This is a genomic window from Aquirufa novilacunae (assembly GCF_045310505.1).
Taxonomy (GTDB): domain Bacteria; phylum Bacteroidota; class Bacteroidia; order Cytophagales; family Spirosomataceae; genus Aquirufa; species Aquirufa novilacunae.
Genome location: NZ_JBEWZG010000001.1, coordinates 386,281 through 410,367 on the forward strand (window position 1 = coordinate 386,281; position 24,087 = coordinate 410,367).

Genomic DNA, 24,087 nt, shown 5'->3' on the forward strand with positions numbered 1-24,087 from the left:
TTTAGCAAAATGGATCGCAAAGAATTTATTAAAAATGAAATTAATCAAGATCCAATGGATCCTTTTAATCATTATTTATTAGCTATTGAATATCAGAAAGAGGGGGCATTAAAAGAGTCTTTCGATCTGTTTGAGGAGATTATTACCCAATTTCCAGACTACGTGGCTACTTACTACACGTATGCGAATGCCTTGTTAGCAAGTGATGCGGAAGATAAAGCTGAGCAAATTATACGGAAAGGTATAGAAGAGGCTGAAAAAAAAGGAGCCGCGAAAGCTTTGAAAGAACTTAAGCAACTCCTTGAATTGAATTTCTAATTAACCTAGTAATACTTCTTCTAGATCTTTTTCTACTACGAGGTTGTCAATAATAAATTTCTGACGCTCCGGAGTATTTTTACCCATGTAATAAGTCAGAAGTTGTGGAATTGTAAAGTCCTTTTCCAAAATCACAGGTTCTAATTTGATATCTTCACCTATAAAATTGCCAAACTCCTCGGGTGAAATCTCACCCAATCCCTTAAATCGGGTAATTTCTGGTTTAGGTCCCAAGGCCTCAATGGCATTACGGCGCTCTTCGTCAGAATAGCAATAACGTGTTTCCTTTTTATTACGTACTCTGAATAGGGGAGTCTCTAAGATATACAAGTGACCATTACGCACTAAATCCGGGAAGAATTGTAAGAAGAACGTTAAAATAAGTAATCGAATGTGCATTCCATCCACGTCGGCATCTGTAGCAATCACAATCTTATTATAGCGTAAATTATCTAAAGAATCCTCGATATCTAAAGCGTGTTGCAATAGATTAAATTCTTCATTTTCGTAAACAATTTTCTTTGTTAGGCCAAAGCTGTTCAAAGGTTTACCTCGTAAACTAAATACCGCCTGTAATTGCACATCACGCGATTTTGTAATACTTCCTGAAGCCGAATCACCCTCCGTTATAAACAGGGTGGTGTCATGTCTTGTCTCCGACTTCTCATCCGATAAATGGACACGGCAATCGCGTAATTTCTTATTGTGAAGGTTCGCTTTCTTAGCTCGCTCATTCGCTAACTTCTTAATACCCGCAATATCCTTACGTTCCCGTTCTGATTGAAGAATACGTTTTAATAAAGCATCCGCTGAAGCCGGGTTTTGGTGTAAATAATTATCTAATTCCGTCTTGACAAAGTCCCCTACAAACGTACGAATGGAGGTAGAATTTGAATCAGGAGAAATTGTTGTACTTCCTAATTTAGTCTTAGTTTGTGACTCAAAAACGGGTTCTTGTACTCGAATGGCGATAGCACCTACGATACTAGCACGCACATCTGAAGGATCGAAATCCTTTTTAAAGAATTCACGGACGGTTCTTACAATCGCTTCTCTAAAAGCCGCTAAGTGAGTACCGCCTTGTGTGGTATTTTGACCGTTAACGAAGGAATAGTATTCCTCTCCGTACTGGTTATTATGAGTGATCGCTAATTCAATATCATTACCCTTTAAATGAATAATAGGGTAGCGATTTTCCTCTGCATTGGTCTTTTTTGAAAGTAAATCGAAGAGACCATTTTGTGAGAAATACTTCTCTCCATTGAAATTAATGGTCAATCCTGCATTTAGATAGGCATAATTCCAAAATAGGGAATCTAAATACTGAGGAATGAAGTGATAATTTTTGAAGATGGTATTATCCGGCTCAAACTGAACATGCGTACCACTCTTTGCATTGGAAGGTTCAATACCTTTCGATTCTGCCGTTAATTCACCTTTACAAAATTCAGCCCATTTGGTTTGACCATCGCGGTAAGATTGTACTTTAAAGTAGTTTGAAAGAGCATTGGTTGCCTTTGTACCTACACCATTCAAACCTACGGATTTTTGGAAAGCACCTGAGTCATATTTACCTCCCGTATTAATCTTAGAAACGCAATCGATCACCTTTCCTAATGGAATACCGCGGCCATAATCACGTACTTCTACTTTATGATCAGAAATCTTTACATCAATCGACTTGCCATTTCCCATCATGTGCTCATCGATCGAGTTATCCATGATTTCCTTCACGAGCACATAGATACCATCATCAACTGATGAACCATCGCCTAATTTACCAATATACATACCCGGACGTAACCGAATATGTTCTTTCCAATCTAGGGAACGAATACTATCGTCGTTATAAACAGGTGCGTTATTTTGATTTTCTTCCACTGACATAATTTTACACTAAATTATCAAAGATTTTGCGTTTAAGAAAGAGGTGCGATTGAATTAATCAGGTAAAAAAAGGACTAGCGGATTAAAAGCCTGTTTCATTGGTTTTTAATGCTGTAAAAAAGAGGATAACTTGCGCTTGAGTAGTCGTCACTGCGTGACTTAGTCATCGCGATGCGATTTAGTCGTCACTGTGTGACTTAGTCAAAAAGTCGCCGGACTATTCCGGCTTAGTCAAATAGACATATGAATTTAAAGGAAAACGTTTTAGAGGGTCTTCGTTCCATCAAGGGAAATTTATTAAGAACGGTTTTAACCGCGCTCATTATATCCTTGGGAATCACCTCTTTGGTGGGTATATTAACGGCTATTGATGGAATTCAAAGTTCAGTTGACAACTCATTCTCTGGTCTAGGTGCCAATTCTTTTGATATTCGTAATAGACCGATGATGCAAGTAAGAAGAGAAGGGCAGAAGGAGAAAAGATTCAAAAACATCGATTATCGTCAAGCGATACACTATAAAACGTTGTTTTCTAACAAAGGCAAAGTCTCTTTAAAAACCAATGTCAATAATAATGCCATTGCCAAATTCGCTTCCAAGAAAACAAATCCCAATACCCGAGTTTTAGGAATCGATGAAAACTTTATGGAATTAAAAGGCTATAAAGTAGGAGCCGGGCGAAATTTCTCAGCGAATGAACAAACGAATGCCATCAATGTGTGTATTCTAGGTGTGGATGTAATTGATCAATTATATGAAAAGCAAAGTCCCATTGGATCTGAAATTATCGTATCTGGTATTAAATTAAAAGTAATCGGGGTACTAGAAAAGAAGGGTAACATGATGGGGGGTGGAGATGATCGCGTCGTGGTAGTTCCCTTGGAAACAGGTCGTAAAATGGCCGTTGGTAGAAATTTGACATTTGACATTACTACCTCTGCAGCTAAAATTAAAAACCTAGATGACTTCATGGAAGAGGCAAGAGGAGCTATGCGTAAAGTGCGAATGGATCCGATAGGAACTGAAGATTCATTTAGTATCGACCGCTCAGACTCTATGGCTAAAAGCTTTGAAAGTATTACAGGTTCACTTCGTATCGGAGGATTTGTGATAGGCTTTATCACCTTATTAGGTGCTGCCATCGCATTAATGAATATCATGATGGTGTCTGTTAGCGAAAGGACGAGAGAAATTGGGATTAGAAAATCACTCGGTGCGACGCCAGGACGAATTTTGCAACAATTCCTCATTGAGGCTATTGTAATTTGCTTATTAGGAGGAATAGGAGGGATTATATTAGCTATACCGATTGGAAACTTAATTGCTCAAGGAATTAGTTCGGGAGCGGCTAGCTTTATTATCCCTTGGCTTTGGATGATGACAGGTATTATTATTTGTGTTTTAGTAGGCTTATTTTCAGGAATTTATCCTGCATTTAAGGCTTCCAAAATGGACCCAGTAGAGGCTTTACGTTACGAGTAAACTAGAATTTATTCTAGGCACTCTTGCGAAAGCGAATGATTTAGCCTAGTTTTGCATTGCAATTTTGAATTGCCCAGATGGCGGAATTGGTAGACGCGCTGGTCTCAAACACCCGTGGGTGCAAGCCCGTGCCGGTTCGACTCCGGCTCTGGGTACAAGCCTCTCAAGCAATTGAGAGGCTTTACCATTTCTAATGGGCTAGGTTATTTTTCCAAATCCCGTAAGCCTCTTCGTATTCCCCTTTTAATGCAGCCGCAGGTTCAATTGTTTTTAACAACTTAATGTTAGCCACCGCTTCATCTTCATTTGCATAATAACCTACTCCAGCACCCGCTCCTAATGCAGCGCCAAACGCTCCATCTGATTCTAATAACTCAACCGAAGCTCCAGAGGAATTGACGATGGCTTGAGTAAACAAATCACTCAAATACATATTCGCTAAACCAGCTTTTAATTTTTTAGGTCGAACACCCACATTACCTAATAATTCAATCCCATAAACCATGGAGAAGGCAATACCTTCTTGTGCTGCACGAATAATCTCAGCAGACTGATGGCGATTGAAGTCAAGGTGAACGAAACTACCTCCGATGGTTTTATTTTGGAAAATACGCTCAGCACCATTTCCAAAAGGCATACATACCAATCCGCCAGAACCAATAGCTGCTTTTGCACCCTGCTCATTCATTTGGGTATAGGACATAGTCGGGAAGAAATTCTGCTTCACCCAACGGTTCAAAATACCCGTTCCATTAATGCACATTAAAACACCAATACTCGCTTTTGATGCGCTGTGATTCACATGAGCGAAAGAATTAATCCGATTCTCCTTATCGAATTTCAATTCATCCGAGATACCATACACCACACCAGACGTACCTGCCGTGGTCGCAATATCACCAGGATGTAAAACGCCTAATGAATAGGCATTATTCGGTTGATCACCGGCTTTATAAGTAACCTTGACATTTGTATTCAATCCTAATTCAGCCGCTACCATTGATGTGACCGTGCCGTGATCAGAGAACAAATCTTGAACCGGTGGGAATATTTCGGAAGGAAATCCATAAAACTGCATCAAATCTTTAGCCGGATGATTCTCTTTAAAGTCCCATAAAATACCTTCGGAAAGGGCAGAAGCTGTAGTAGTAAATTGGGAGGTGAATCTACCTGCGATAAAGTCTCCAGGTAATAATACTTGTGCAACCTGCTCAAAAACTTCAGGTTGATTTTCCTTCACCCAAGCTAACTTGGCTGCGGTGAAATTTCCAGGAGAATTGAGGTAATGTGTTTGGCAAAACGATTCTCCAAGACCTGCATACGCTTTTTCTCCATAAGGAGTAGCTCTGGAATCACACCAAATAATCGATGGACGCAATACCTTGGCCTCCTTATCAACCACTACTAAGCCATGCATTTGATAAGAAATACCGATGGCACCAATTCTTTCAGGATCGTATAATCCTGTCGAATTCGCTTTTAAAATACCTTGTTTCACGCAATACCACCAATGTTCTGGGTCTTGCTCCGCAAATCCGGGCTGAGGGGAAGATATCTCATTTTCAATCTCAGGAAATGAGCATGAATAAATTAATTGTTGGTTTGCAGCATCAACAATACTAACTTTAATGGAAGAAGTTCCCACATCAATTCCGCACAAAATCATTTTAAATAGGTTTAATGTTAACAATCGGCATAAAGAAACACCAAGTTACTAGTCATTTTGCTTTATCCAATATTCAAATAAAGGTAAAATCAGGTGAAATCTACGCATTAATCGGTAAAAGTGGTTCCGGTAAAAGTACCATTGCGAAACTATTGGTCGGTTTAAGTATTGACACGGAATACTCCATAAAAATCAATTCCAAAGAATTAAATGATGGATTAGACCGTTTGATTCCCCAATTCAAACAGGCAGGATATGTTCCTCAAACCTTACATCTAAAACCGCATCATACTGTCTACAATTATGCGCAAGTATTGTTCCAGTACCTGCCTAATAATCAACAAGATACAATCATTACAAAGTATTTAAAGCAGTTCTATTTAATTAAACAAAAAGACACCAAAGTAGCTTCTTTATCGGGTGGAGAACGGCAAAAACTGGCCTTATTAGAGGCCATCAGTCAACCTATTTCTTATTTGGTGCTCGATGAGCCATTTAGTCAATTAGATACCGAACAAAAACTAGAATTTTCCCAAATTATTGCCTCTGTGGTCGCAGAGAGAGCCATTCCATGTGTGCTGATTAGCCATGATTTGACCGATATACTTCAATTAAGCCAAAGCGTAGGTATCATGGAAAAAGGGAAATTAGTCTTCCAAGGATCATGGGATAAATTTAAAAACTCACCTAACGCTGTCGTTATCCGATTAAAACAAGCGATCCTATCTTGGGATGATCAAATGAAAGGTTTGATTAATAACCTGAGGTAGCCATCAACTTATTCGCATTTTGATTCGTTTGTTGAACCAATTCTGTTAAAGTTATTTCGAATAAATCTGCTAATTTTTGTGCTATGAGGGGTATATTCTTAGGAGAATTAGGTTTTCCTCTATATGGCACCGGACTTAAATATGGAGCATCTGTTTCTAATACGATGTGGCTAAGAGGTATATCTTTAATATCTTGAAATAGTGTCGTATTCTTGTAGGTAATTACTCCACCTATACCTAATAAAAATCCTAAATCAGTTAAAACCTTTGCTTCTCTTGCATCGCCAGAAAAGCAGTGAATAATTCCTCTTAATCCCTTGAATTCAGGTAATTTAAAAGTCTTTATCAAGTCTGCATAAGCTTTACGACAATGTATATCTACCCACAGCCCTTTTTCTAAAGCCCAGTGACATTGCTGTTGTAGGGCATCCATCTGTTCCGAAGCGAAGGTGGTGTCCCAATAATAGTCGAGGCCTATTTCCCCAATGGCTAAAACTTTCGTTTGCTCCAACTCTGCTTTCAATGCAGCTAATTCAGCTAGGTAATTTTCTTTAACATAAGTAGGATGCAATCCGATCATGGGAAGTAAAAAATCAGGATAGGCTGTACTTAATTTCTTTAAGTCAGTCCATGATTCCAAATCACAATTAGGCAACCAAACCCCAGTTACACCCGCCTCTTGAATTTCCTTTATATGAAAGGGCATATCTTCCTGAAAATGAACATCATATAGATGTGCGTGGGTATCGATCATAAGGCGGAACAGGTTAAATTTTGCGAGGCACAATGCGCTAAAATCGCAGGTAAAATTGCTTTCAAATGAGGAGCTGCTTTTACACTGTCATGAAATACAACGATGGCACCAGGTTTTAAAAGGGGTAAAACGGATTGAAGTATAGATTCAGAGTTCAATGAGGCATTATAATCACCTGTTAAGACAGACCATAAAAAGATATTTGGAATGTCTTTATACATTTTTCTAGTGATTCGGCCATAAGGAGGACGGAAACCAATAGATTGAATGCCTTGTTTTTGGAAAACTGCCTCACATGCTTCCACATCTGCTAGATAGGCGTTAAAATCGAAAGACCAGGCATTTAGATGGTTCATCGTGTGATTTCCAATGCTATGACCTTCCGATTTAATTCGATCCATGATAGTAGGATACGAAACTGCGTTCTTGCCAATACAGAAAAAAGTAGCTTTCGCATGGTATTCTGCTAAGCATTCTAACACAAAATCCGTAATTTCAGGAGTTGGTCCATCATCAAAGGTTAAATAGATCTGACGTTCAGAATCCTTTGACCACGTAAAACGGGGAAAAAGAGAAGGAATAAACGACGGAATTTGATGAATAAACATGAGCTGATTTAATGACGCAAATTAACACTTCCACTTCAGAAAAAATAATCTTAGGCATCGACCCAGGGACGCGATTCCTAGGTTATGGTTTATTGCGAATTAATCAAGACAAGGTGACCATTTTACAATATGGTGTATTAAACCTAACTAAATACACGACTCAGGGAGCTAAATTTTTGAAGATTCACGAGCGTGTTTTGGGAATCATTGAAGAGTTTCTACCAGATGAGATAGCGATTGAATCGCCTTTCTTTGGCAAAAATGTGCAGTCAATGCTCAAATTAGGTCGTGTTCAAGGGATGGTGATGTCTTTGGCCTTTTCTAAATCGATACCCATCGCCGAATACGAACCTAAAAAAATCAAACAATCGGTTACCGGAAATGGGAATGCTTCGAAGGAGCAAGTGGCTAAAATGGTCGAAATCATTGCGAATATAAAATTAGATGCCAAATTACACGATGCCACCGATGCGCTCGGAATTGCCATCTGCCATCATTTTCACAACAAAAACATTAGCTCTACGATAAAAGGGACGAAAAAAGGCTGGGGAGCCTTTGTCACGGAGAATCCAGATCGAATTAAATAAGTGTAGCTAATTGTTTATCCACTTCTTCCAAAGATGTAACAGGGGAGAAGCAATAATCTCCGATACACAATAAATAGCCCTCCATACCTTCGTAAGGAATAAAAACGAGCTGATCTTTATCAATACACCAGTCAAATTCGGTTAATCCTTCAACGCCCCCCCCATATTTCAGCAGAGCTTTCGGATGTTCCACCCAATCCGAATAGACGCGTAACCAATTGGCAAAATAGGCGGGATGAGCGATGGCTCTATCTAATATTTGGGATAACATTTCACGGCCTTCCAACGTAAATTCAGCCTTATTCCTTAAAATACCCATCCACAAAAAGGATTCACATAACATCGAATTTGAGGATGGCATCACCGAATCCATGACCTCTACTTTTTCTGCGATTAAATAATCAGCCTTCTTCGAACGATAGGCATAAAGCGCCAATTCTTTATGGCTAAAATCTTGTTGAATTTGCACTAAAATAGCTTCCGCCTTCGCTAAATAAGCGGAATCTTTTAATTGAAGATAGGTTTGAATATAGGCTAGAGATAAAGCGGATAAATCATCCAAAAAGGCATAAATCGGTTCTTTCGCATAAGAGGCTTGATGAAGCCAAATAGAACCAGACTTAAATTCTACTTCAATTGCATTTAATAACTCTATAGCTGAGCTTAGATCCTCAGGGCGACCAAATACCTGATAAGCCTCTAAAAAAGCACTCACTAACTGGGCATTCCAAACTAATATCTCTTTTGTATCCGTTCCTGGACGTACTCTTAATTTTCTCCAATCCATTAACTGCGACATCTCTTTCTTAAAATACGCATTCAAAACGGGGCTCGATTTAAACAAAATATTACGTCCTTCTTCCCAATTACCGTGTTTAGAGATAGCGTATGTCTTCAAGAAATCTTCATTATTTAATGCCGCTAATTCCTCGTAAGTCCACGTATAAAATAAACCTTCTACACCTTCTGAATCAGCATCTAAAGAAGAATAATAAAGTCCTTTAGGCGACAATAATTCCCGTTTCAAAAAATCAATCGTATCAAATACCACCTCTTGATAGAGTGGATTTCGCTCTCTTTTATAGGCTTTTGTATAGGCAGAAAGCAATTGCGCATTGTCATAAAGCATCTTTTCAAAATGAGGGCAAAACCACTCTGAATCGACTGAATAGCGCGAAAAACCTCCACCCACTGCATCATAAATACCTCCTTGTGCCATCTTTTCTAACCAAGTTTGGGCTAAAACAGGCACTCCTAATTCTACGGAGAGACTAGCGGGAAGCGTATATAAAAACTGAATTAAAGAGGGTAGAGGAAATTTAGGTGCTTTGTTAATACCACCGAATATGGGATCCAATGCGGTCTTAATTTTATTGACTGCAGCCGGAATGACGAGTGAAACCTCATTCAAATCCGTATGAGCGAAGAAAGAGGCGTTTTCAGAAAGGCTATCGGCAAATCCATCAGCCGATTTAGCTAATTCTTCTCGGTTATTCTTGAAGGCATTATGAATCGAATGCAATAATTGAATCCAATTAGCTCGTTTAAAATAGGTGCCACCATAAAAAGGTTTTTGGTCTGGCATTAAAATTACATTTAAAGGCCATCCACCATTTAATCCCATCTGATGCAAAGCTTCCATGTATACCATATCCACATCTGGGCGTTCTTCTCGGTCTACCTTGATATTGACAAAATATGCATTCATGATAGAAGCAACCTCCTCGTTTTCAAATGATTCGTGCTCCATTACATGACACCAATGACAAGCGGCATACCCAATACTGACTAAAATGGGTTTATCCTCCTTTTTAGCGCGTTCTAAAGCCTCAGGACCCCAAGGTTCCCAATGAACTGGATTGTTTTTATGTTGCAATAAATAGGGGGAAACTTCTGAGCCGAGCTTATTCATCCGAAATAGTAAAAATAGATTCGTAAATTTGCACAAAATACTTGTATGATTGACCAAAGAGATTTCGTTCTTAGCCCAGAAATTGCCCATTCGCCTGAAAAATTAGCTGAATTTCTGACTGCGGAGATGGGTGCTGGGTTTTTATCGAACTCAAAATACCGTATTGAAAAGAGGTCAATCGATGCTAGAAGCAGACAAATCAAAGTAAATCTTCGCATAGGGTTCTATGAAAAAGACTACGATTTTAGTCTTTCTGCTCAATTACCCTCTTTACCTAAGTCAGCAAAAAAAGTTTTGATTATTGGTTCAGGTCCGGCTGGATTATTTGCCGCAATTGACTTTGTAAAGAAAGGGATTAAACCCATCGTCATCGAACGAGGTAAGGACGTAAGAGAACGTAGGAGAGATCTAGCTGCGATTAACCGCTTCAATTTAGTGGATCCTGATTCGAATTATTGTTTTGGTGAGGGTGGGGCAGGAACCTATTCCGATGGTAAACTTTATACCAGAAGTACAAAGAGAGGCGATATCAAAGGTGTTTTAGAAACCTTTGTAGCGCATGGTGCGAATAGCGACATCTTATTTGAAGCACATCCACACATCGGCACGAATAAATTACCAGGTATTATCGCATCGATGCGAGACGCAGTGATTGCGGCAGGCGGAGAAGTACATTTTAATCACCGGGTGATTGATTTCATTATTGAAAATAAATCCATTAAAGGCGTAATCTGCCAGAATGAGGCAGAATTTCTAGCTGATCGACTATTATTAGCCACGGGACACTCTGCGCGTGATATTTTCCAATTATTACAAGACAAAGGGGTGGCCATCGAGGCAAAGCCTTTCGCCATAGGGGTCAGAATTGAACACCAACAATCTTTCATCGATCAAGCACAATACAAAGTAAAAAAACGTCCAGAATATTTACCCCCAGCTAGTTTCAGTCTAGTAACCCAAAGTAATTTCGAAGGCATTCAAAGAGGCGTTTTCTCCTTTTGCATGTGTCCAGGTGGTTTTATTGTCCCTTCTGCTACCTCACCTAACCAAGTGGTTGTGAATGGAATGTCGCCATCCAGACGTGATTCAAAGTATGCTAATTCAGGAATTGTAGTGAGCATTGTAGAACAGGATTTAGCGAGATACAAGGAATTCGGGGCTTTGGCGGGTATGCAAATGCAGGAAGAGATCGAGCAAAAAGCTGGAACTTTAGTAGGAGGGTCCCAAAAAGCCATCTCCCAATATACTCTTGATTTTATCCAAGGTAAAGCGAGTAAATCTGCTCATCCGACCTCTTATGTACCGGGTTTAGAGCCAGGCGAAATGCGCGAATTCTTACCTGATTATATTTCAGCACCCTTAGCTCAAGGTTTCCAAGATTTCAACAAAAAAATCCCCGGTTTCTCATCGAATTTAGGCCAAATCATCGGTTTAGAGAGTCGTACCTCATCGCCAGTCAAAATACCACGAGATAAAGAGAGCTTAGAGCATCCACAGATTAAGGGATTATACCCGTGTGGAGAAGGTGGAGGGTATGCCGGAGGTATTATGTCAGCCGCCTTAGATGGTATTCGATGTGCGGAAGCCATTGCTAATTCATTCTAACATGCTGGATTTTGCCCATTTCAAACAATTACAGCAAGAAGTCCTGAATCGGCCTGATATAAAAGAACAGGCGAAACCTGCGGCCGTTGTTGCGATAATTTTAGAAGATCTAGAGGAAGAACCTAAACTTATCATCATAGAACGAAATCAATACGACGGACATCACAGTGGCCAAATGGCGTTCCCAGGTGGAAAGATGGATCCTACGGATACCGATTTACGGGAGACAGCAGCACGGGAAGTTTGGGAAGAAATAGGAGTGGCGATCGATTCCGATTCGCTCAACTATGTGACAGAACATTGGATAAACGTCTCCAATTATTGGATTACCGCCTTTTCTGTGCGCATCAATAAAAAGCTGAGCTACGATTTAAATAAAAGAGAAATTAATCGTATTTTTGAAATACCTGTGTCATTCTTTCAAGATCCGGCTAACCTACTTCCTCATGAAGTGAGTTACCATGGACAAAAGATCCTAAGTCCTTCCTTTAGCTACGAAGGAAATTTGATTTGGGGAGCCACAGCCTTAATTATGTACCAACTTTTCCACCAGGAAGATAATAGCAAATAAACTATGAGTGAAACAGCGGACGGCGCACTACAGAATCAGATTGCGGTAGCAGGAATGTATGAGAATTGGTTCTTAGAATATGCTTCTTACGTTATTTTAGAGCGTGCGGTACCAGCCGTGGAAGACGGTTTGAAGCCGGTTCAACGTCGTATTCTGCACGCTTTGAAGGAAATGGACGATGGCCGTTTCAACAAGGTTGCAAACGTAATCGGACAAACGATGCAATACCACCCACACGGGGATGCGTCGATAAATGATGCGATTGTTAATTTAGGCCAAAAAGATCTTCTATTCGATTGCCAAGGTAACTGGGGAGATAACCGTACGGGAGATAGCGCTGCAGCTGCTCGTTATATTGAGGTTCGCCTATCTAAGTTCGCGAATGACGTTGTTTTCAACAACCAGACCACGGAATGGCAGATGTCCTACGATGGTCGCAAGCGCGAACCGGTTACTTTACCAATCAAATTCCCTTTATTATTAGCGCAAGGTGTAGAAGGTATCGCTGTAGGTTTAGCTACGAAGATTATGCCGCATAATTTCTGTGAAATTATTCAGGCTTCGATTGATATTTTAAATAACAAGAAAGTAGAATTATATCCTGATTTCCTATTAGGTGGAATGATGGATGCATCGAACTATAACGATGGTTTACGGGGTGGAAAGATCCGTATTCGCGCTAAAATCGATGAATTAGACAAGAAGACGCTTGTTATCACTGAGATTCCTTACACGACTACCACCACCTCTTTGATTGACTCGATCATTAAAGCAAATGATACGGGTAAGATCAAGATTAAGAAGGTGATTGATAATACGGCCAAAGACGTAGAGATTCAAATCCAATTAGCTCCGGGAATTTCACCTGACGTCACGATTGATGCGCTTTATGCCTTTACAGATTGTGAAGTATCCATTTCTCCCAATGCCTGTGTGATTATCGATGAAAAGCCACATTTCATGGGTATTCAGGAAATCTTACGTGTTTCGACAAATCAAACGGTTGACTTATTACGCCAAGAATTAGAGATTCGCAAAGGGGAGTTGATGGAAAAAGTGCTCTTCAGCTCTTTGGAAAAAATATTCATCGAAAACCGCATCTACCGCGATATCGAAGAATGCGAAACCTTCGAATTAGTGATTCAAACGGTTGATAAAGGCTTAGAACCTTATAAGAAAGATTTCTACCGCGAGATTACGGAAGAAGATATTTTAAAGTTATTAGAAATCCGTATCAAGCGTATTTCGAAATTCGACAGCTTTAAGGCAGACGAATTAATGAGGCGTTTATTAGACGAATTAGCCGAAGTGGAAGACCACTTAGCTAATTTGATACGCTTCGCGATTGATTACTTCAAAAACTTATTAGCTAAATACGGCAAGGGAAGAGAGAGACGTACAGAAATCAAGAATTTCAACACCATCTCAGCGACCGTTGTTGCGGCAGCTAACCAAAAACTATACGTTAACCGCGAAGATGGTTTCATCGGTTATGGCTTAAAGAAAGACGAATACGTAATGGATTGCTCGGATATCGACGATATCATCGTGTTCCGCTCGAATGGTACCTGCGTAGTCACGAAGGTACAGGAGAAGGTATTCGTGGGGCGTGACATTATCTATTGTTCAGTATTTAAAAAGAACGATGACCGCAAAGTCTACAATTTAGTCTACCTAGATGGCAAATCAGGCACTTCTTACGTAAAACGTTTCAAAGTTACTTCGGTAACAAGAGATCGCGAATACAAAGTAAGCAGCGATAACGCAAAATCGAAGATTACCTATTTCACTGCCAATGAGAATGGAGAAGCGGAGGTAATCCAAATCAGCTTAACAGCTAATTGCACCGCTAAAATCAAGCAATTTGACTATGATTTCGCGAAATTAGCCATCAAAGGTCGCGAGTCCTTAGGTAACATGCTGACTAAATATCCAGTCCGCAAGATTACGATGAAATCTGCGGGTGTTTCGACCTTAGGTGGGGTAGATATTTGGTATGATCCGACTATCGGTCGTTTAAATCGCGATGGACATGGCGACCACATTGGCAATTTCGAGCCAAACGATAGCATTTTAGCCATCTACTCTTCTGGTAACTACGAACTGACGAATTTCGAATTAACGAATCGCTATCCAGCAGAGGAAATCATGTACCTGAAGAAATTTGAGCCTCAGGCGATTATTTCTGCTGCCTATTTCGACGGTTCGAATAAAACACACTTGATCAAGCGTTTCCATTTAGAAACCACTTCATTAGACAAGAAATTCTTGTTCATCTCAGATCACAAAGCAAGTAAACTCATCGCCGTAACCGATAATTACGCCCCTAATGTGCAGATTAAGCACAAACCTGATGGTAAGACAAACGAACTTGAAATAATCCCCATCGATGACTTAGCTGAAGTTCGTGGATGGAAGGCGTTAGGTAGTAAGTTGAATTATCCGAAACTAGTAGACCTAACTTTCTTAGAAACGGAAGAAGAGCCTCCAGTTAGCGAAAAAGCGACACCAATCGAGACAGAAGCAGAAGCAGAAGAAGTAGAGGTTCAAGCAGAAGTCGAAATAGAAACAGAGGAGGTAAACGTGACAAACGACGAACCCGAATTTGTTGTTAATTTCCCTTCTGAGAAAGATGAAATACAGACAGAGGAGAAGGAAGACATACCATTTGAAATCAAAAATCCACCAACTGGGGAGCAGTTAGGCCTATTTTAATGGAATTAAAGCTGAATAATCCGAAAACATTGAATGCCTGGGCCTTTTACGACTGGGCAAATTCAGTTCATTCTTTAACGATTACTTCAGCCATTTTTCCCATTTATTTTCCGAATGCGGCTGTCACTTTAGGTAGTGACACACCAGGAATAATTAATATACTAGGTTTTGAGTTAAGCAACACGGTTGTTTTTTCCTATTCGATTTCACTCGCTTTTTTAGCACTAACTTTTTTAATGCCATTCCTCTCGGGAATTGCAGATTATACAGGTTCAAAGAAAAGCTTCATGCGTTTCTTCTGCTATCTAGGGTCACTTAGTTGCATCGCCTTATTTTTCTTCAGTAAAGGACATTATTATATCGGCACACTCGGATTCTTGTTTTCAATCATTGGCTGGGGAGGAAGTATGGTCTTTTACAATAGCTTTTTGCCCGAAATCGCCACCCCAGACCGTTTTGATCGCCTTAGTGCGAAAGGTTTTACATTAGGATATATCGGATCGGTCTTACTATTAATCCAAAATCTGACCATGCTGTTAAAACCAGAATGGTATGGCGGTATCGGTGGTGAAATGGCTGCACGAGTTTCCTTCTTAACTGTAGGTTTATGGTGGTTAATTTTTTCACAAATACCGCTTCATTATTTACCTAATTCAAAAGCAAAGGAAAAAGACACCAATCAATGGTGGTTAGGCGGTTTCAATGAACTGAAGAAGGTTTTTAAAGAGGTAACCATAAATAAAGAGATTAAAAATTTCTTATTAAGCTTCTTCCTATTCAATATGGGGGCTCAAACGGTGATGTATTTAGGTGCCTTATTCGGAAGCCAAGAATTGCATTTACCGGAGGATGCCTTGATCATTACGATTTTATTAATTCAATTAGTAGCCATCCCTGGGGCTTATTTCTGCGCCCGTTTATCTGGTTGGGTAGGGAATATTAAAGCCCTTGGTTTAATTGTCCTCGTTTGGATAATCGTTTGCGCTTATGCTTACACGGTTACGACACAATTCAATTTCTATTTATTAGCTACCGCCATCGGTTTCGTGATGGGAGGAATTCAATCGAATAGTAGAGCCACCTATGCAAAATTATGTCCTAAAGGGGAGAAAGACACAGCCTCTTACTTCAGCTTCTATGATGTATGCGATCGGATGTCGACGGTAATAGGGACGTTTATGTTTGGCCTAATTATACAATTAACAGGCAATATGCGCATCAGTATATTGGTTCTTACTTTTGTTTTTGGCGCAAGTTTAGTCTTTTTAAGACCCTTATTGCTTAGCCCGAAGGCAAAGGCTATATGGGGATAATATTTCGTTCTGCCGCCTGTTTCCAGGAATCAGGAATGTGAGCGAGGATTTCGACCTCTAATGCCTTAACAATGGCCTTTCTAGAATAAGACGGTGCATGTACAAGCGCTACTTCACGAACAGGCTTCGGTTCAGGTAAAGTATATACCTTCTCCTTCAATTTAGGATCTAGGTAATCCACGAACATTTGTGGAATGATCGTTTGGCCAAAACCCTGATCAGCTAAACGTACAATCGTCTCCATACTTCCTGTTTGGTAGGTCATCTTGGTCCCAATTAAAGGACCAGTGGGCAAATTACAAATTGAATTTACCTGACTAGACAAACAATGACCTTCTTCTAAAAGCCATAATTTAGCTGGATCTAATGTTGACTTTAATTTTGAACCATCTTCCTCCCATACATTCGAATACAGAAATAACTCCTCATAATAGAGCGGTATTTCAACTAGCGAATCATTTAAGGGGGTGACTAGAATTCCGATATCAATTTTACCATCCTTAATCCCATTCTTAATGTTGGCAGTGGTTGTTTCCGCAATCTGAATACTCAAGTCTGGATATTTCAATTGAAAATCGGCTAAAAACTTGGGCATTAAATAGGGCGCAATTGTGGGAATAACACCAATAGAAACGGTTCCATTCACCTGATTTGACCAACCTTTAGACAAAGAGAGGATCGATTTGCTTTCACTTAAAATAGCTCTTGCCTTGTTGATGATATCCCTCGCCTCTAAGGTAGGGACTAAAGGTTTCGCCTTGCGATCAAACAAGGTCATATTTAATTCATCCTCTAGCTTTTGCACTTGCATACTTAAACTAGGTTGTGAAACACAACAAAAATCAGCAGCCTTGGAAAAACTTTGAAAGTCAGCGAGCGCTACTATGTACTCTAATTGAGTGATGGTCATACTATAATTAAAAACTATACAAATATAGAAAATATAGATTTGACTAATACACTTTTTTGAAAGATCTTTGTACCACAATTTAAATAGAACAATAAACCAACAAAATAAAATGGCAAATCACATGTTAGGATTAGGAAGTCAATTTCCTTCATTTTCAAAAACTGCAGTTGTTTCTTTAGAACAAGGAAAAGAATTCGCAACGATTACTTCAGAAGATCACAAGAAAGACGGTAAGTGGTTAGTAATGTTCTGGTGGCCAAAAGATTTCACTTTTGTTTGCCCTACAGAAATCGCTGAATTTAACCGTCGTGCAGGAGATTTTTCTGATCGCGATGCGGTTTTAATCGGTGCATCTACCGATTCAGAATTCGTTCACGCGGCTTGGAGAAGAGATCACGACGATTTACGTGGATTGAAATTCCCTATGTTAGCGGATACTTCTAAGAGCTTAGCTGAAGAATTAGGTATTTTAACAGAAGGTGAGAAAGTAGCTTACCGTGTTACTTATATCGCTGACCAAGACGGTATTGTACGTTGGGTATCTGCAAACGACCTTTCAGTAGGACGTAACGTAGACGAAGTGTTACGTGTATTAGATGCTTTACAAACTGACGAGCTTTGCCCATGTAACTGGAAAGCTGGCGACGCAACTTTATAATTATCTTTTAGCCCCAGGATTCCCCTGGGGCTATTAAATTCATCCACCATGAGTGAAACTAAAGACAACTTATTAGCAGAGATCAATATCCCTGCTACAGAATCGTTCGCCCTTTTAGATACCTTAGATGCTGCGGATCACCGCTACATCAAAGATCTAAAAATCAATGTTTCGAACGCTTTGCGCGCTCAAACATTAACGGAGAAAGAGGCTATTTTATTAGCTTTGGCCGTATCCGTAAACCAAAAGCACACGAGAACCATTGACTCCCTTACTGAACTAGCACTTACAAAAGGAGCTACAGATGCGGAAATCAACGAAATCCATGCCTTGGTTTCTTTATTAAATGCAAACAATATCTTCTACCGCTTTAAGCACATGGTAGACAAAGAATATTATAATACGGCTCCGGCTGGAATTCGCATGTCCATCATGATGAATCCCGTATTAGGAAAAGAATTCTTTGAATTAGCTAGCTTAACGGTTTCAGCCATCAATGGTTGTGAGATGTGTGTAACTTCTCATGAGCAATCAGTGAAGAATCACGGAGCGACAGAAGCGAGAATATTAGATGCAATCCGTCTAACGGCGATCATTAAGAGTTTGATCGTTCTTTTATAATTAATAATAGTTTAGGTTGAGTTTAAAAGGAGGGGAGCAATTCCCTCTTTTTTTATTCCACGGTTTTTATAGTGAATTCCACCCTCCGGTTGTTCTTCCTTGTTTCCTCTATAAAATTATTTGCCAAAGGCCTAGAACCGCCCCATCCCTTCGTTTCAATACGATTCGCGTTTACTCCTTTAGAAACCAGGTAGGCTTTCACGATTTCAACCCGCTCTAAGGAGAGCTTCAAATTGTCATTCCAATCTCCTTGATTATCGGTATGTCCCTCTAATAAAAGCGTGTATTGATCATTATCTGAAAGAATAGCAATCACCTTTTCTAATTCAGCCTCAAAGCCGGGTTTTAAATCGGCTTTCCCTTGATCAAAACTGATGTTAGCTAAAGCATAAGCCTTATTCTTCTCGACCATTTGAAGGAAGAAATTTCGATTCACCTGTAAAAAATTCTTTTCTGAAGTGAAATCAAAATGCTCCACTTTGGAGAAATAACCTGTTTTCTTTATTTGAACAGTGAAGGCTTTTTTTGCAGGCCACATAAAACTATAATCACCTACATACGGGTCATAGTCAATTGAAAGCGTATCAGAAGGGTTTCCTTTCGCCTTAATGACGATACGCGCCGCCATCGGTTCTTTAGTCTTTTGATTAATCACTTGACCCGTCAGTTGAATTAACGTTAGTGGCTTCGCTTTTTCTGGAATCTTAATGCGGTAAATATCTTCAGCTCCAATCGAGTTTTCGGTAGAACTGAAATAGGCGTAATCACCCTTAGCCGAAACAGAGAAATAGCCATCCCACTGAGGCGTATTAACGATAGGGCCTAGGTTTTCAGGTACTGACCAATTTTGCCAAGTATCGTCTAATCGACGTGATAAAAAAATGTCATTGTTCCCATAACCTACATGACCACTGGAGGAGAAATACATCGTAACGCCATCTGGAGCAATAAAAGGAGTCGATTCTGCTTCGCCAGTATTCACCACTGGACCTACATTCTTAGGCTCAGACCAAGAATCATCCGCATTCAAGAAGGAAACATAAATATCTTTTCCACCGTAGGTATCCTTCGTTTCCGTGGTCATTACTAATACCTTACCGTTAGGAGCTAAGGTATATTCTGAGAATTCAGATTTATTCTTAAAGTTGAGAATCTTTAGGGCTTTTGGGAAACTCCATTCCCCAGTTCTTAATAGAAAGGAAAAAGATACGCCCTTTTCCATCGTGCCATCTTTCCCGTATACATTATTTAATAGCAAGGTTTTACCATTCGGGGTAATTCCACAAACGGCATTATTCTCGTCATTATTTATGGGAGCGGGGTAAAGTGTGGCCTTTGACCAGGTACGGTCAGGTTGCCAATTAGACACCCAAATATCTTGATTCTTGTTTGCCCCTAAATTATCGGGGTGTTTCCACCGCGTAAAATAGAGTTTCTGGCCATCAGGACTGACTACAGGACAGATTTCATTAAACTTCGAATTGATGGCGTTGCCTAAATTCTCCCGTGCTTGAAACGCATTCGCATCTGAATTTAGTTTTAAGGAGTTTTCAATAAGTTCATCACTATCAGAAATACCGATGGCATCAATTTGTGAATACCCTTTCACCCGAAGTGAATTAAAGGAAATCTTGATGCCTTTTAACTTAAATGATGTCTTTGAAGGTAGACGAATGTAGGTTACTTGTGAGGAAGACAATGCGTAACCAGGTGCAAAGGTTCTAAGTGGATAAATCTTATTGTTTTGGTCCAAACCATCGACAGATATAATACTGCCTGCACCGGAATTTTCGAAAATGGCCACTTGCTTTATAGCCATCGTCGTATCAAATCCAACCAATAGATACTCCCCATCCGGGCTATCAGGCGTCATAGATTGCCAAGCACTAGGCGTGGCAGACATTTTCGGATACTTACTTGGCCGCCCAAGGGCATGCAAAGCTCGATATTCCTTACCTAATAGGGGATCTTTGTATTCACTGGAAACAGAAATGATTTGAGATGCCCACTTGACTTTTTGAGCCAAAGAGGGGAGCGAGATAAAAATCAACAAGATGAAGATTCTTATGCCCATTCAGTTACTTAGCTACGGAAACTAATTCTGCAATCGTAGCCTTAGGATCTTTTGATGAGAACACAAAACTACCTGCGACTAAAACATCCGCACCAGCCTGGTATAAATCAGCCGCATTTGCCATCGTTACACCACCATCGATTTCAATCTTTAAGGTAGTATTTCCCGCTTTCGCAGCCATTTCAGCCAAACGTTTTGTTTTGTTGATAGCATTTGGGATGAATTTTTGTCCTCCAAAACCCGGATTAACCGACATAATTAAGGCTAAATCCAAATCAGCAATAATATCTTGATACACTTCAACTGGCGTACCAGGATTGATGGCTACACCTGCTAAACAACCAGCATCTTTAATTTGCTGTATCGTACGGTGAACGTGAGGACAAGCTTCGTAGTGAACGGTGATGACTTTAGCGCCTGCTTTAGCAAAAGTCGTAATATATTGCTCCGGCTTTTCGATCATCAAGTGAACATCTAAAACCTTCGTTGCTACCTTATTAATTGCCTCAAGCACGGGAAAACCGAAAGATATATTAGGAACAAAAACCCCATCCATCACATCAATATGAATCCATTCTGCAGCGGATTCATTTAACATTTGTACCTCTGAACCTATGTTCAAAAAATCACACGCTAAAACCGAGGGGGCAATGATCAAATTTCTCATAAGACAAAGGTATAAAATATTCCCAAACCTTGTTTCCCGCTTGATTCCAAATGAATTAAGTTTTAATTTCGATTATGGATATTAATCAGCGAATGAATGAACTCATTGAGAAGATCAATCTTTACAATGAGGCTTATTATCAGAGAAATGAGAGTCTAATTTCAGATCAGGCTTTCGATCAATTATTAGCTGAATTAATCAAATTAGAGTCGGAGAATCCACTTTTTGCTCGCTCTGATAGCCCTACCCAAAAAGTGGGCGGCACCATCACAAAAGAATTCAAATCCGTTACCCACCAATTCCCCATGCTTTCTTTAGGAAATACCTATAATGAAAGTGATTTAAGGGATTTTGATGAGCGGGTAAAAAAGGGTTTGGATGGAGAGTCATTTGAATATGTATGTGAATTGAAATTTGATGGGGTTGCCCTGTCGTTTTGGTACACGAATGGCGTCTTACAAAAAGGGGTAACAAGAGGCGATGGAACAAGAGGCGATGACATCACCGCTAATGTGAAGACCATTAAAAGTTTGCCTACTCGGGTTAATTCGACTCTTTTACCCGCGACCTATGAAATTAGGGGCGAAGGATATATGCCTATCACTTCCTTCGATCGCATCAATGCAGAGAAGGTAGCGAAAGGGGATCAACCATTAGCTAATCCGCGTAATGCAGCTTCAGGAACCTTTAAAATGCAGGATTCGGCAGAGGTTGCCCGACGGGATATGGAATGCTTTATCTATTCTTATTTAGGCAATGAAAATCCCTTTAATAGCCATTCGGAAGCCTTAGAGCATTTAAAATCGGTCGGATTTAGCGTTTCGCCTACCTACAGAGTTTGCGCTTCTATCGAAGAGGTACTTGCCTATATTGAAGATTGGGCAGATAAAAGAAATGATCTTCCCCTGAATACGGATGGAATTGTTATTAAGGTAAATGATTTTGGGCAGCAGGAACGTTTAGGTTTTACGGCCAAATCTCCTCGCTGGGCCATCGCCTTCAAATATCCCTCTGAAATTGCCCGCACACGTATTAACTCCGTTTCATACCAAGTGGGACGAACCGGAAATGTTACACCTGTGGCCAATTTAGAGCCTGTTTATTTGGCAGGAACCGTTATTAAACGTGCATCCATTCACAATGCGAATGAAATGGAGCGTCTAGATTTACGCGAAGGAGATACCGTTTTTATTGAAAAAGGGGGAGAAATCATCCCGAAAATAACCGGTGTAGATACTTCGGCTAGAAAAGAAGGTTCTTCGTTTATCTTCCCGCTCACGTGCCCTTCGTGCGAAACAGAATTAATACGCATGGAAGGAGAAGCAAACCACTATTGTCCAAACGACACAGGCTGCCCACCACAGATTAAAGGAAAGATTGAGCATTTCATTGCTCGTAAAGCACTGAATATTGAGAATATAGGAACCGAGACGGTTGATCTGTTATTTGAAAAAGGTATTGTCAGAAATGTGGCAGATTTATATGATTTAAGTGCGGAGAAATTCATTGGATTGGAAGGTTTTCAAGCCAAGTCGATTCAAAACATTTTAGCTAGCATCGAAAAATCAAAGTCTATTCCATTCAGACAAGTACTTTTCGGCTTAGGCATTAGACACGTAGGGGCCACTATCGCAGAGAAATTAGTTCTACAATTCCACTCGTTAGAAAACCTAATTCTAGCGAGTTTAGAAGAGTTAATCGCTGTTCCTGAAATAGGGGAGCGCATTGCAGTCAGTGTTCTTTCCTTTTTTGAAAACCCCGAAAACCAGGCTATTATCGAGCGATTGAAAAAGGCTGGCGTACAATTTTCTGAAGAAATAAGCGAAATAGTTTTAGAAACGACCGCACTAGAAGGTAAAAGTTTTGTAATTTCGGGAGTATTTACCCATTTCGACCGAGATGAGTTAAAAGCAAAAATCATCGCTAACGGCGGCAAAGTCGTTTCCAGTATTTCTGCCAAATTAGATTACCTCGTAGCTGGGGAAAATATGGGTCCAGCTAAATTGGAAAAAGCCAATTCATTATCCATACCAATTATTTCGGAGGACGAGTTTATAGCCCTCCTTTCTTAGATTATGCAATCATTACCTAAATTTCACGGCGTTGCGCCAGCTTTAGTTACACCGATGAACGAAGATCGTTCAATCAATTGGGAAGGTCTAAAGAAATTAATTCAACACGTGACCACAGGAGGAGTGGATTATTTAGTCGTTCAAGGAACTACTGGAGAATCTGCCACCACCACTTCAGATGAAAAGAAACAAATCGTTTTAACCATCCAAGAAGCGAATTTAAAGAATCTCCCGATCGTTTACGGTTTAGGTGGAAACAATACAGAATCATTACTAGCTCAAATTAAAAACACTTCGTTTGAAGGGATTGATGCGATTTTATCCGTTTGCCCTTATTATAATAAACCAAGTGCTAGGGGAGTGATTGCTCATTACGAAGCCATTGCAGATGCGTGCCCAGTTCCGGTGATTATGTACAATATTCCGGGAAGAACGGGGATTAATATGTCCGCTGAGACGGTTTTAAAATTAGCGGAACACAAAAATATCATTGGTATTAAAGAGGCGTCTTGCATCATCGAACAATGTATGGAGATCGTTTACCACAAGCCAGAAGACTTTTTATTAATCTCTGGTGATGATGTACAAGCGGTGCCCATTATTTCAATCGGTGGCGTAGGGGTGATGTCAGTGATTGCCAATGCCTTCCCTCAGCAATTTACAACGATGATCCACCACGCTTTAGCGGGTGACTTTAAATCAGCATCGAAGGAATTAGGAAAATTCTTGACGATTGACCCATTCTTATATGAAGAAGGCAATCCAGTAGGGGTGAAGAAATTATTAGAGAACCAGGGCTTGTTTGGGGGGCAAGTGCGTATGCCATTAGCTAGTGCATCGAAAGAATTAGGAAATAAATTAGCTCAAATCAGTTCACAAGAAGGATTAAATAAATAA

Annotated in this window: 20 protein-coding genes and 1 tRNA gene; 13 read left to right on the plus strand and 8 right to left on the minus strand. The window is 39.9% G+C overall.

Going from position 1 to position 24,087, the window contains the following annotated elements:
* Positions 1-9 precede the first annotated feature (9 nt).
* A complete protein-coding gene (locus V7S74_RS01765; protein ID WP_406777053.1) occupies positions 10-318 on the plus strand; it encodes a tetratricopeptide repeat protein in 309 nt (102 codons plus the stop codon).
* Here the strand turns inward: V7S74_RS01765 and V7S74_RS01770 are convergent, their stop codons facing one another.
* Positions 319-2,205, minus strand: a complete 1,887-nt coding sequence (locus tag V7S74_RS01770; protein WP_406777054.1) for a DNA topoisomerase IV subunit B — start codon at positions 2,203-2,205, stop codon at positions 319-321. It abuts the gene before it with no gap.
* A gap of 243 nt (positions 2,206-2,448) precedes the next feature.
* Here V7S74_RS01770 and V7S74_RS01775 point away from each other — a divergent pair, with 243 nt between their 5' ends.
* Positions 2,449-3,687 carry an ABC transporter permease gene (locus tag V7S74_RS01775; RefSeq protein WP_406777055.1) on the plus strand — a complete coding sequence of 413 codons (1,239 nt, stop codon included), beginning with the start codon at positions 2,449-2,451 and terminating at the stop codon, positions 3,685-3,687.
* 71 nt (positions 3,688-3,758) lie between these two features.
* A tRNA-Leu gene (locus tag V7S74_RS01780) sits at positions 3,759-3,842 on the plus strand.
* Between the two features lie 35 nt (positions 3,843-3,877).
* On the opposite strand, the gene V7S74_RS01785 is transcribed toward V7S74_RS01780, so the two are convergent.
* A complete protein-coding gene (locus V7S74_RS01785) occupies positions 3,878-5,353 on the minus strand; it encodes a xylulokinase (protein ID WP_406777056.1) in 1,476 nt (491 codons plus the stop codon).
* A gap of 14 nt (positions 5,354-5,367) precedes the next feature.
* Here V7S74_RS01785 and V7S74_RS01790 point away from each other — a divergent pair, with 14 nt between their 5' ends.
* Positions 5,368-6,123, plus strand: a complete 756-nt coding sequence (locus tag V7S74_RS01790) for an ATP-binding cassette domain-containing protein (protein WP_406777057.1) — start codon at positions 5,368-5,370, stop codon at positions 6,121-6,123.
* On the opposite strand, the gene V7S74_RS01795 is transcribed toward V7S74_RS01790, so the two are convergent.
* Both V7S74_RS01795 and V7S74_RS01800 read right to left on the minus strand, forming a co-directional pair.
* Positions 6,107-6,877 (minus strand): TatD family hydrolase, encoded by a 771-nt coding sequence (locus V7S74_RS01795; protein WP_406777058.1) that lies wholly within the window; start codon positions 6,875-6,877, stop codon positions 6,107-6,109. The genes V7S74_RS01790 and V7S74_RS01795 overlap by 17 nt on opposite strands.
* Entirely contained in the window at positions 6,874-7,485 is a 612-nt protein-coding gene (locus tag V7S74_RS01800; RefSeq protein ID WP_406777059.1) for a polysaccharide deacetylase family protein, read from the minus strand. Before V7S74_RS01800 ends, V7S74_RS01795 begins: the two co-directional genes overlap by 4 nt.
* An 11-nt stretch (positions 7,486-7,496) precedes the next feature.
* Here V7S74_RS01800 and ruvC point away from each other — a divergent pair, with 11 nt between their 5' ends.
* A complete protein-coding gene (ruvC, locus tag V7S74_RS01805; RefSeq protein WP_406777060.1) occupies positions 7,497-8,072 on the plus strand; it encodes a crossover junction endodeoxyribonuclease RuvC in 576 nt (191 codons plus the stop codon).
* Here the strand turns inward: ruvC and V7S74_RS01810 are convergent.
* Positions 8,065-9,984, minus strand: coding sequence for a thioredoxin domain-containing protein (locus V7S74_RS01810; protein ID WP_406777061.1), 1,920 nt, complete (start codon positions 9,982-9,984; stop codon positions 8,065-8,067). The two genes, ruvC and V7S74_RS01810, sit on opposite strands and share 8 nt — an antisense overlap.
* 45 nt (positions 9,985-10,029) lie before the next feature.
* Here V7S74_RS01810 and V7S74_RS01815 point away from each other — a divergent pair, with 45 nt between their 5' ends.
* From V7S74_RS01815 to V7S74_RS01830, 4 genes are read left to right on the plus strand one after another with little or no spacing between them, the layout of a single operon-like run.
* On the plus strand, positions 10,030-11,589 hold the full coding sequence (locus tag V7S74_RS01815; protein WP_406777062.1) for an NAD(P)/FAD-dependent oxidoreductase: 1,560 nt from the start codon (positions 10,030-10,032) through the stop codon (positions 11,587-11,589).
* A gap of 1 nt (position 11,590) precedes the next feature.
* The gene (locus tag V7S74_RS01820) at positions 11,591-12,160 is read left to right on the plus strand and encodes an NUDIX hydrolase (protein ID WP_406777063.1); all 570 of its coding nucleotides are present in this window, start codon (positions 11,591-11,593) and stop codon (positions 12,158-12,160) included.
* Positions 12,161-12,163: 3 nt separating this feature from the next.
* The gene (locus tag V7S74_RS01825) at positions 12,164-14,875 is read left to right on the plus strand and encodes a DNA gyrase/topoisomerase IV subunit A (protein ID WP_406777064.1); all 2,712 of its coding nucleotides are present in this window, start codon (positions 12,164-12,166) and stop codon (positions 14,873-14,875) included.
* Positions 14,875-16,188 (plus strand): MFS transporter, encoded by a 1,314-nt coding sequence (locus tag V7S74_RS01830; RefSeq protein WP_406777065.1) that lies wholly within the window; start codon positions 14,875-14,877, stop codon positions 16,186-16,188. The genes V7S74_RS01825 and V7S74_RS01830 overlap by 1 nt, the downstream gene beginning before the upstream one ends.
* Here the strand turns inward: V7S74_RS01830 and V7S74_RS01835 are convergent.
* Positions 16,175-17,098, minus strand: a complete 924-nt coding sequence (locus tag V7S74_RS01835; protein WP_406777066.1) for a LysR family transcriptional regulator — start codon at positions 17,096-17,098, stop codon at positions 16,175-16,177. The two genes, V7S74_RS01830 and V7S74_RS01835, sit on opposite strands and share 14 nt — an antisense overlap.
* A gap of 109 nt (positions 17,099-17,207) precedes the next feature.
* Here V7S74_RS01835 and V7S74_RS01840 point away from each other — a divergent pair, with 109 nt between their 5' ends.
* Together V7S74_RS01840 and V7S74_RS01845 are read left to right on the plus strand one after the other, a co-directional pair.
* On the plus strand, positions 17,208-17,756 hold the full coding sequence (locus tag V7S74_RS01840; RefSeq protein WP_463672920.1) for a peroxiredoxin: 549 nt from the start codon (positions 17,208-17,210) through the stop codon (positions 17,754-17,756).
* A gap of 48 nt (positions 17,757-17,804) precedes the next feature.
* Entirely contained in the window at positions 17,805-18,377 is a 573-nt protein-coding gene (locus tag V7S74_RS01845; RefSeq protein ID WP_406777067.1) for a carboxymuconolactone decarboxylase family protein, read from the plus strand.
* Positions 18,378-18,429: 52 nt separating this feature from the next.
* On the opposite strand, the gene V7S74_RS01850 is transcribed toward V7S74_RS01845, so the two are convergent.
* Both V7S74_RS01850 and rpe read right to left on the minus strand, forming a co-directional pair.
* Complete coding sequence (locus tag V7S74_RS01850) at positions 18,430-20,451, minus strand: OmpA family protein (protein ID WP_406777068.1); 2,022 nt, start codon at positions 20,449-20,451, stop codon at positions 18,430-18,432.
* 4 nt (positions 20,452-20,455) lie between these two features.
* Entirely contained in the window at positions 20,456-21,118 is a 663-nt protein-coding gene (rpe, locus tag V7S74_RS01855) for a ribulose-phosphate 3-epimerase (protein ID WP_406777069.1), read from the minus strand.
* Between the two features lie 92 nt (positions 21,119-21,210).
* Between rpe and ligA the strand changes: the two genes are divergently transcribed.
* Complete coding sequence (ligA, locus tag V7S74_RS01860; protein ID WP_406777070.1) at positions 21,211-23,190, plus strand: NAD-dependent DNA ligase LigA; 1,980 nt, start codon at positions 21,211-21,213, stop codon at positions 23,188-23,190.
* A 3-nt stretch (positions 23,191-23,193) separates the two neighbouring features.
* Complete coding sequence (gene dapA, locus V7S74_RS01865) at positions 23,194-24,087, plus strand: 4-hydroxy-tetrahydrodipicolinate synthase (protein ID WP_406777071.1); 894 nt, start codon at positions 23,194-23,196, stop codon at positions 24,085-24,087.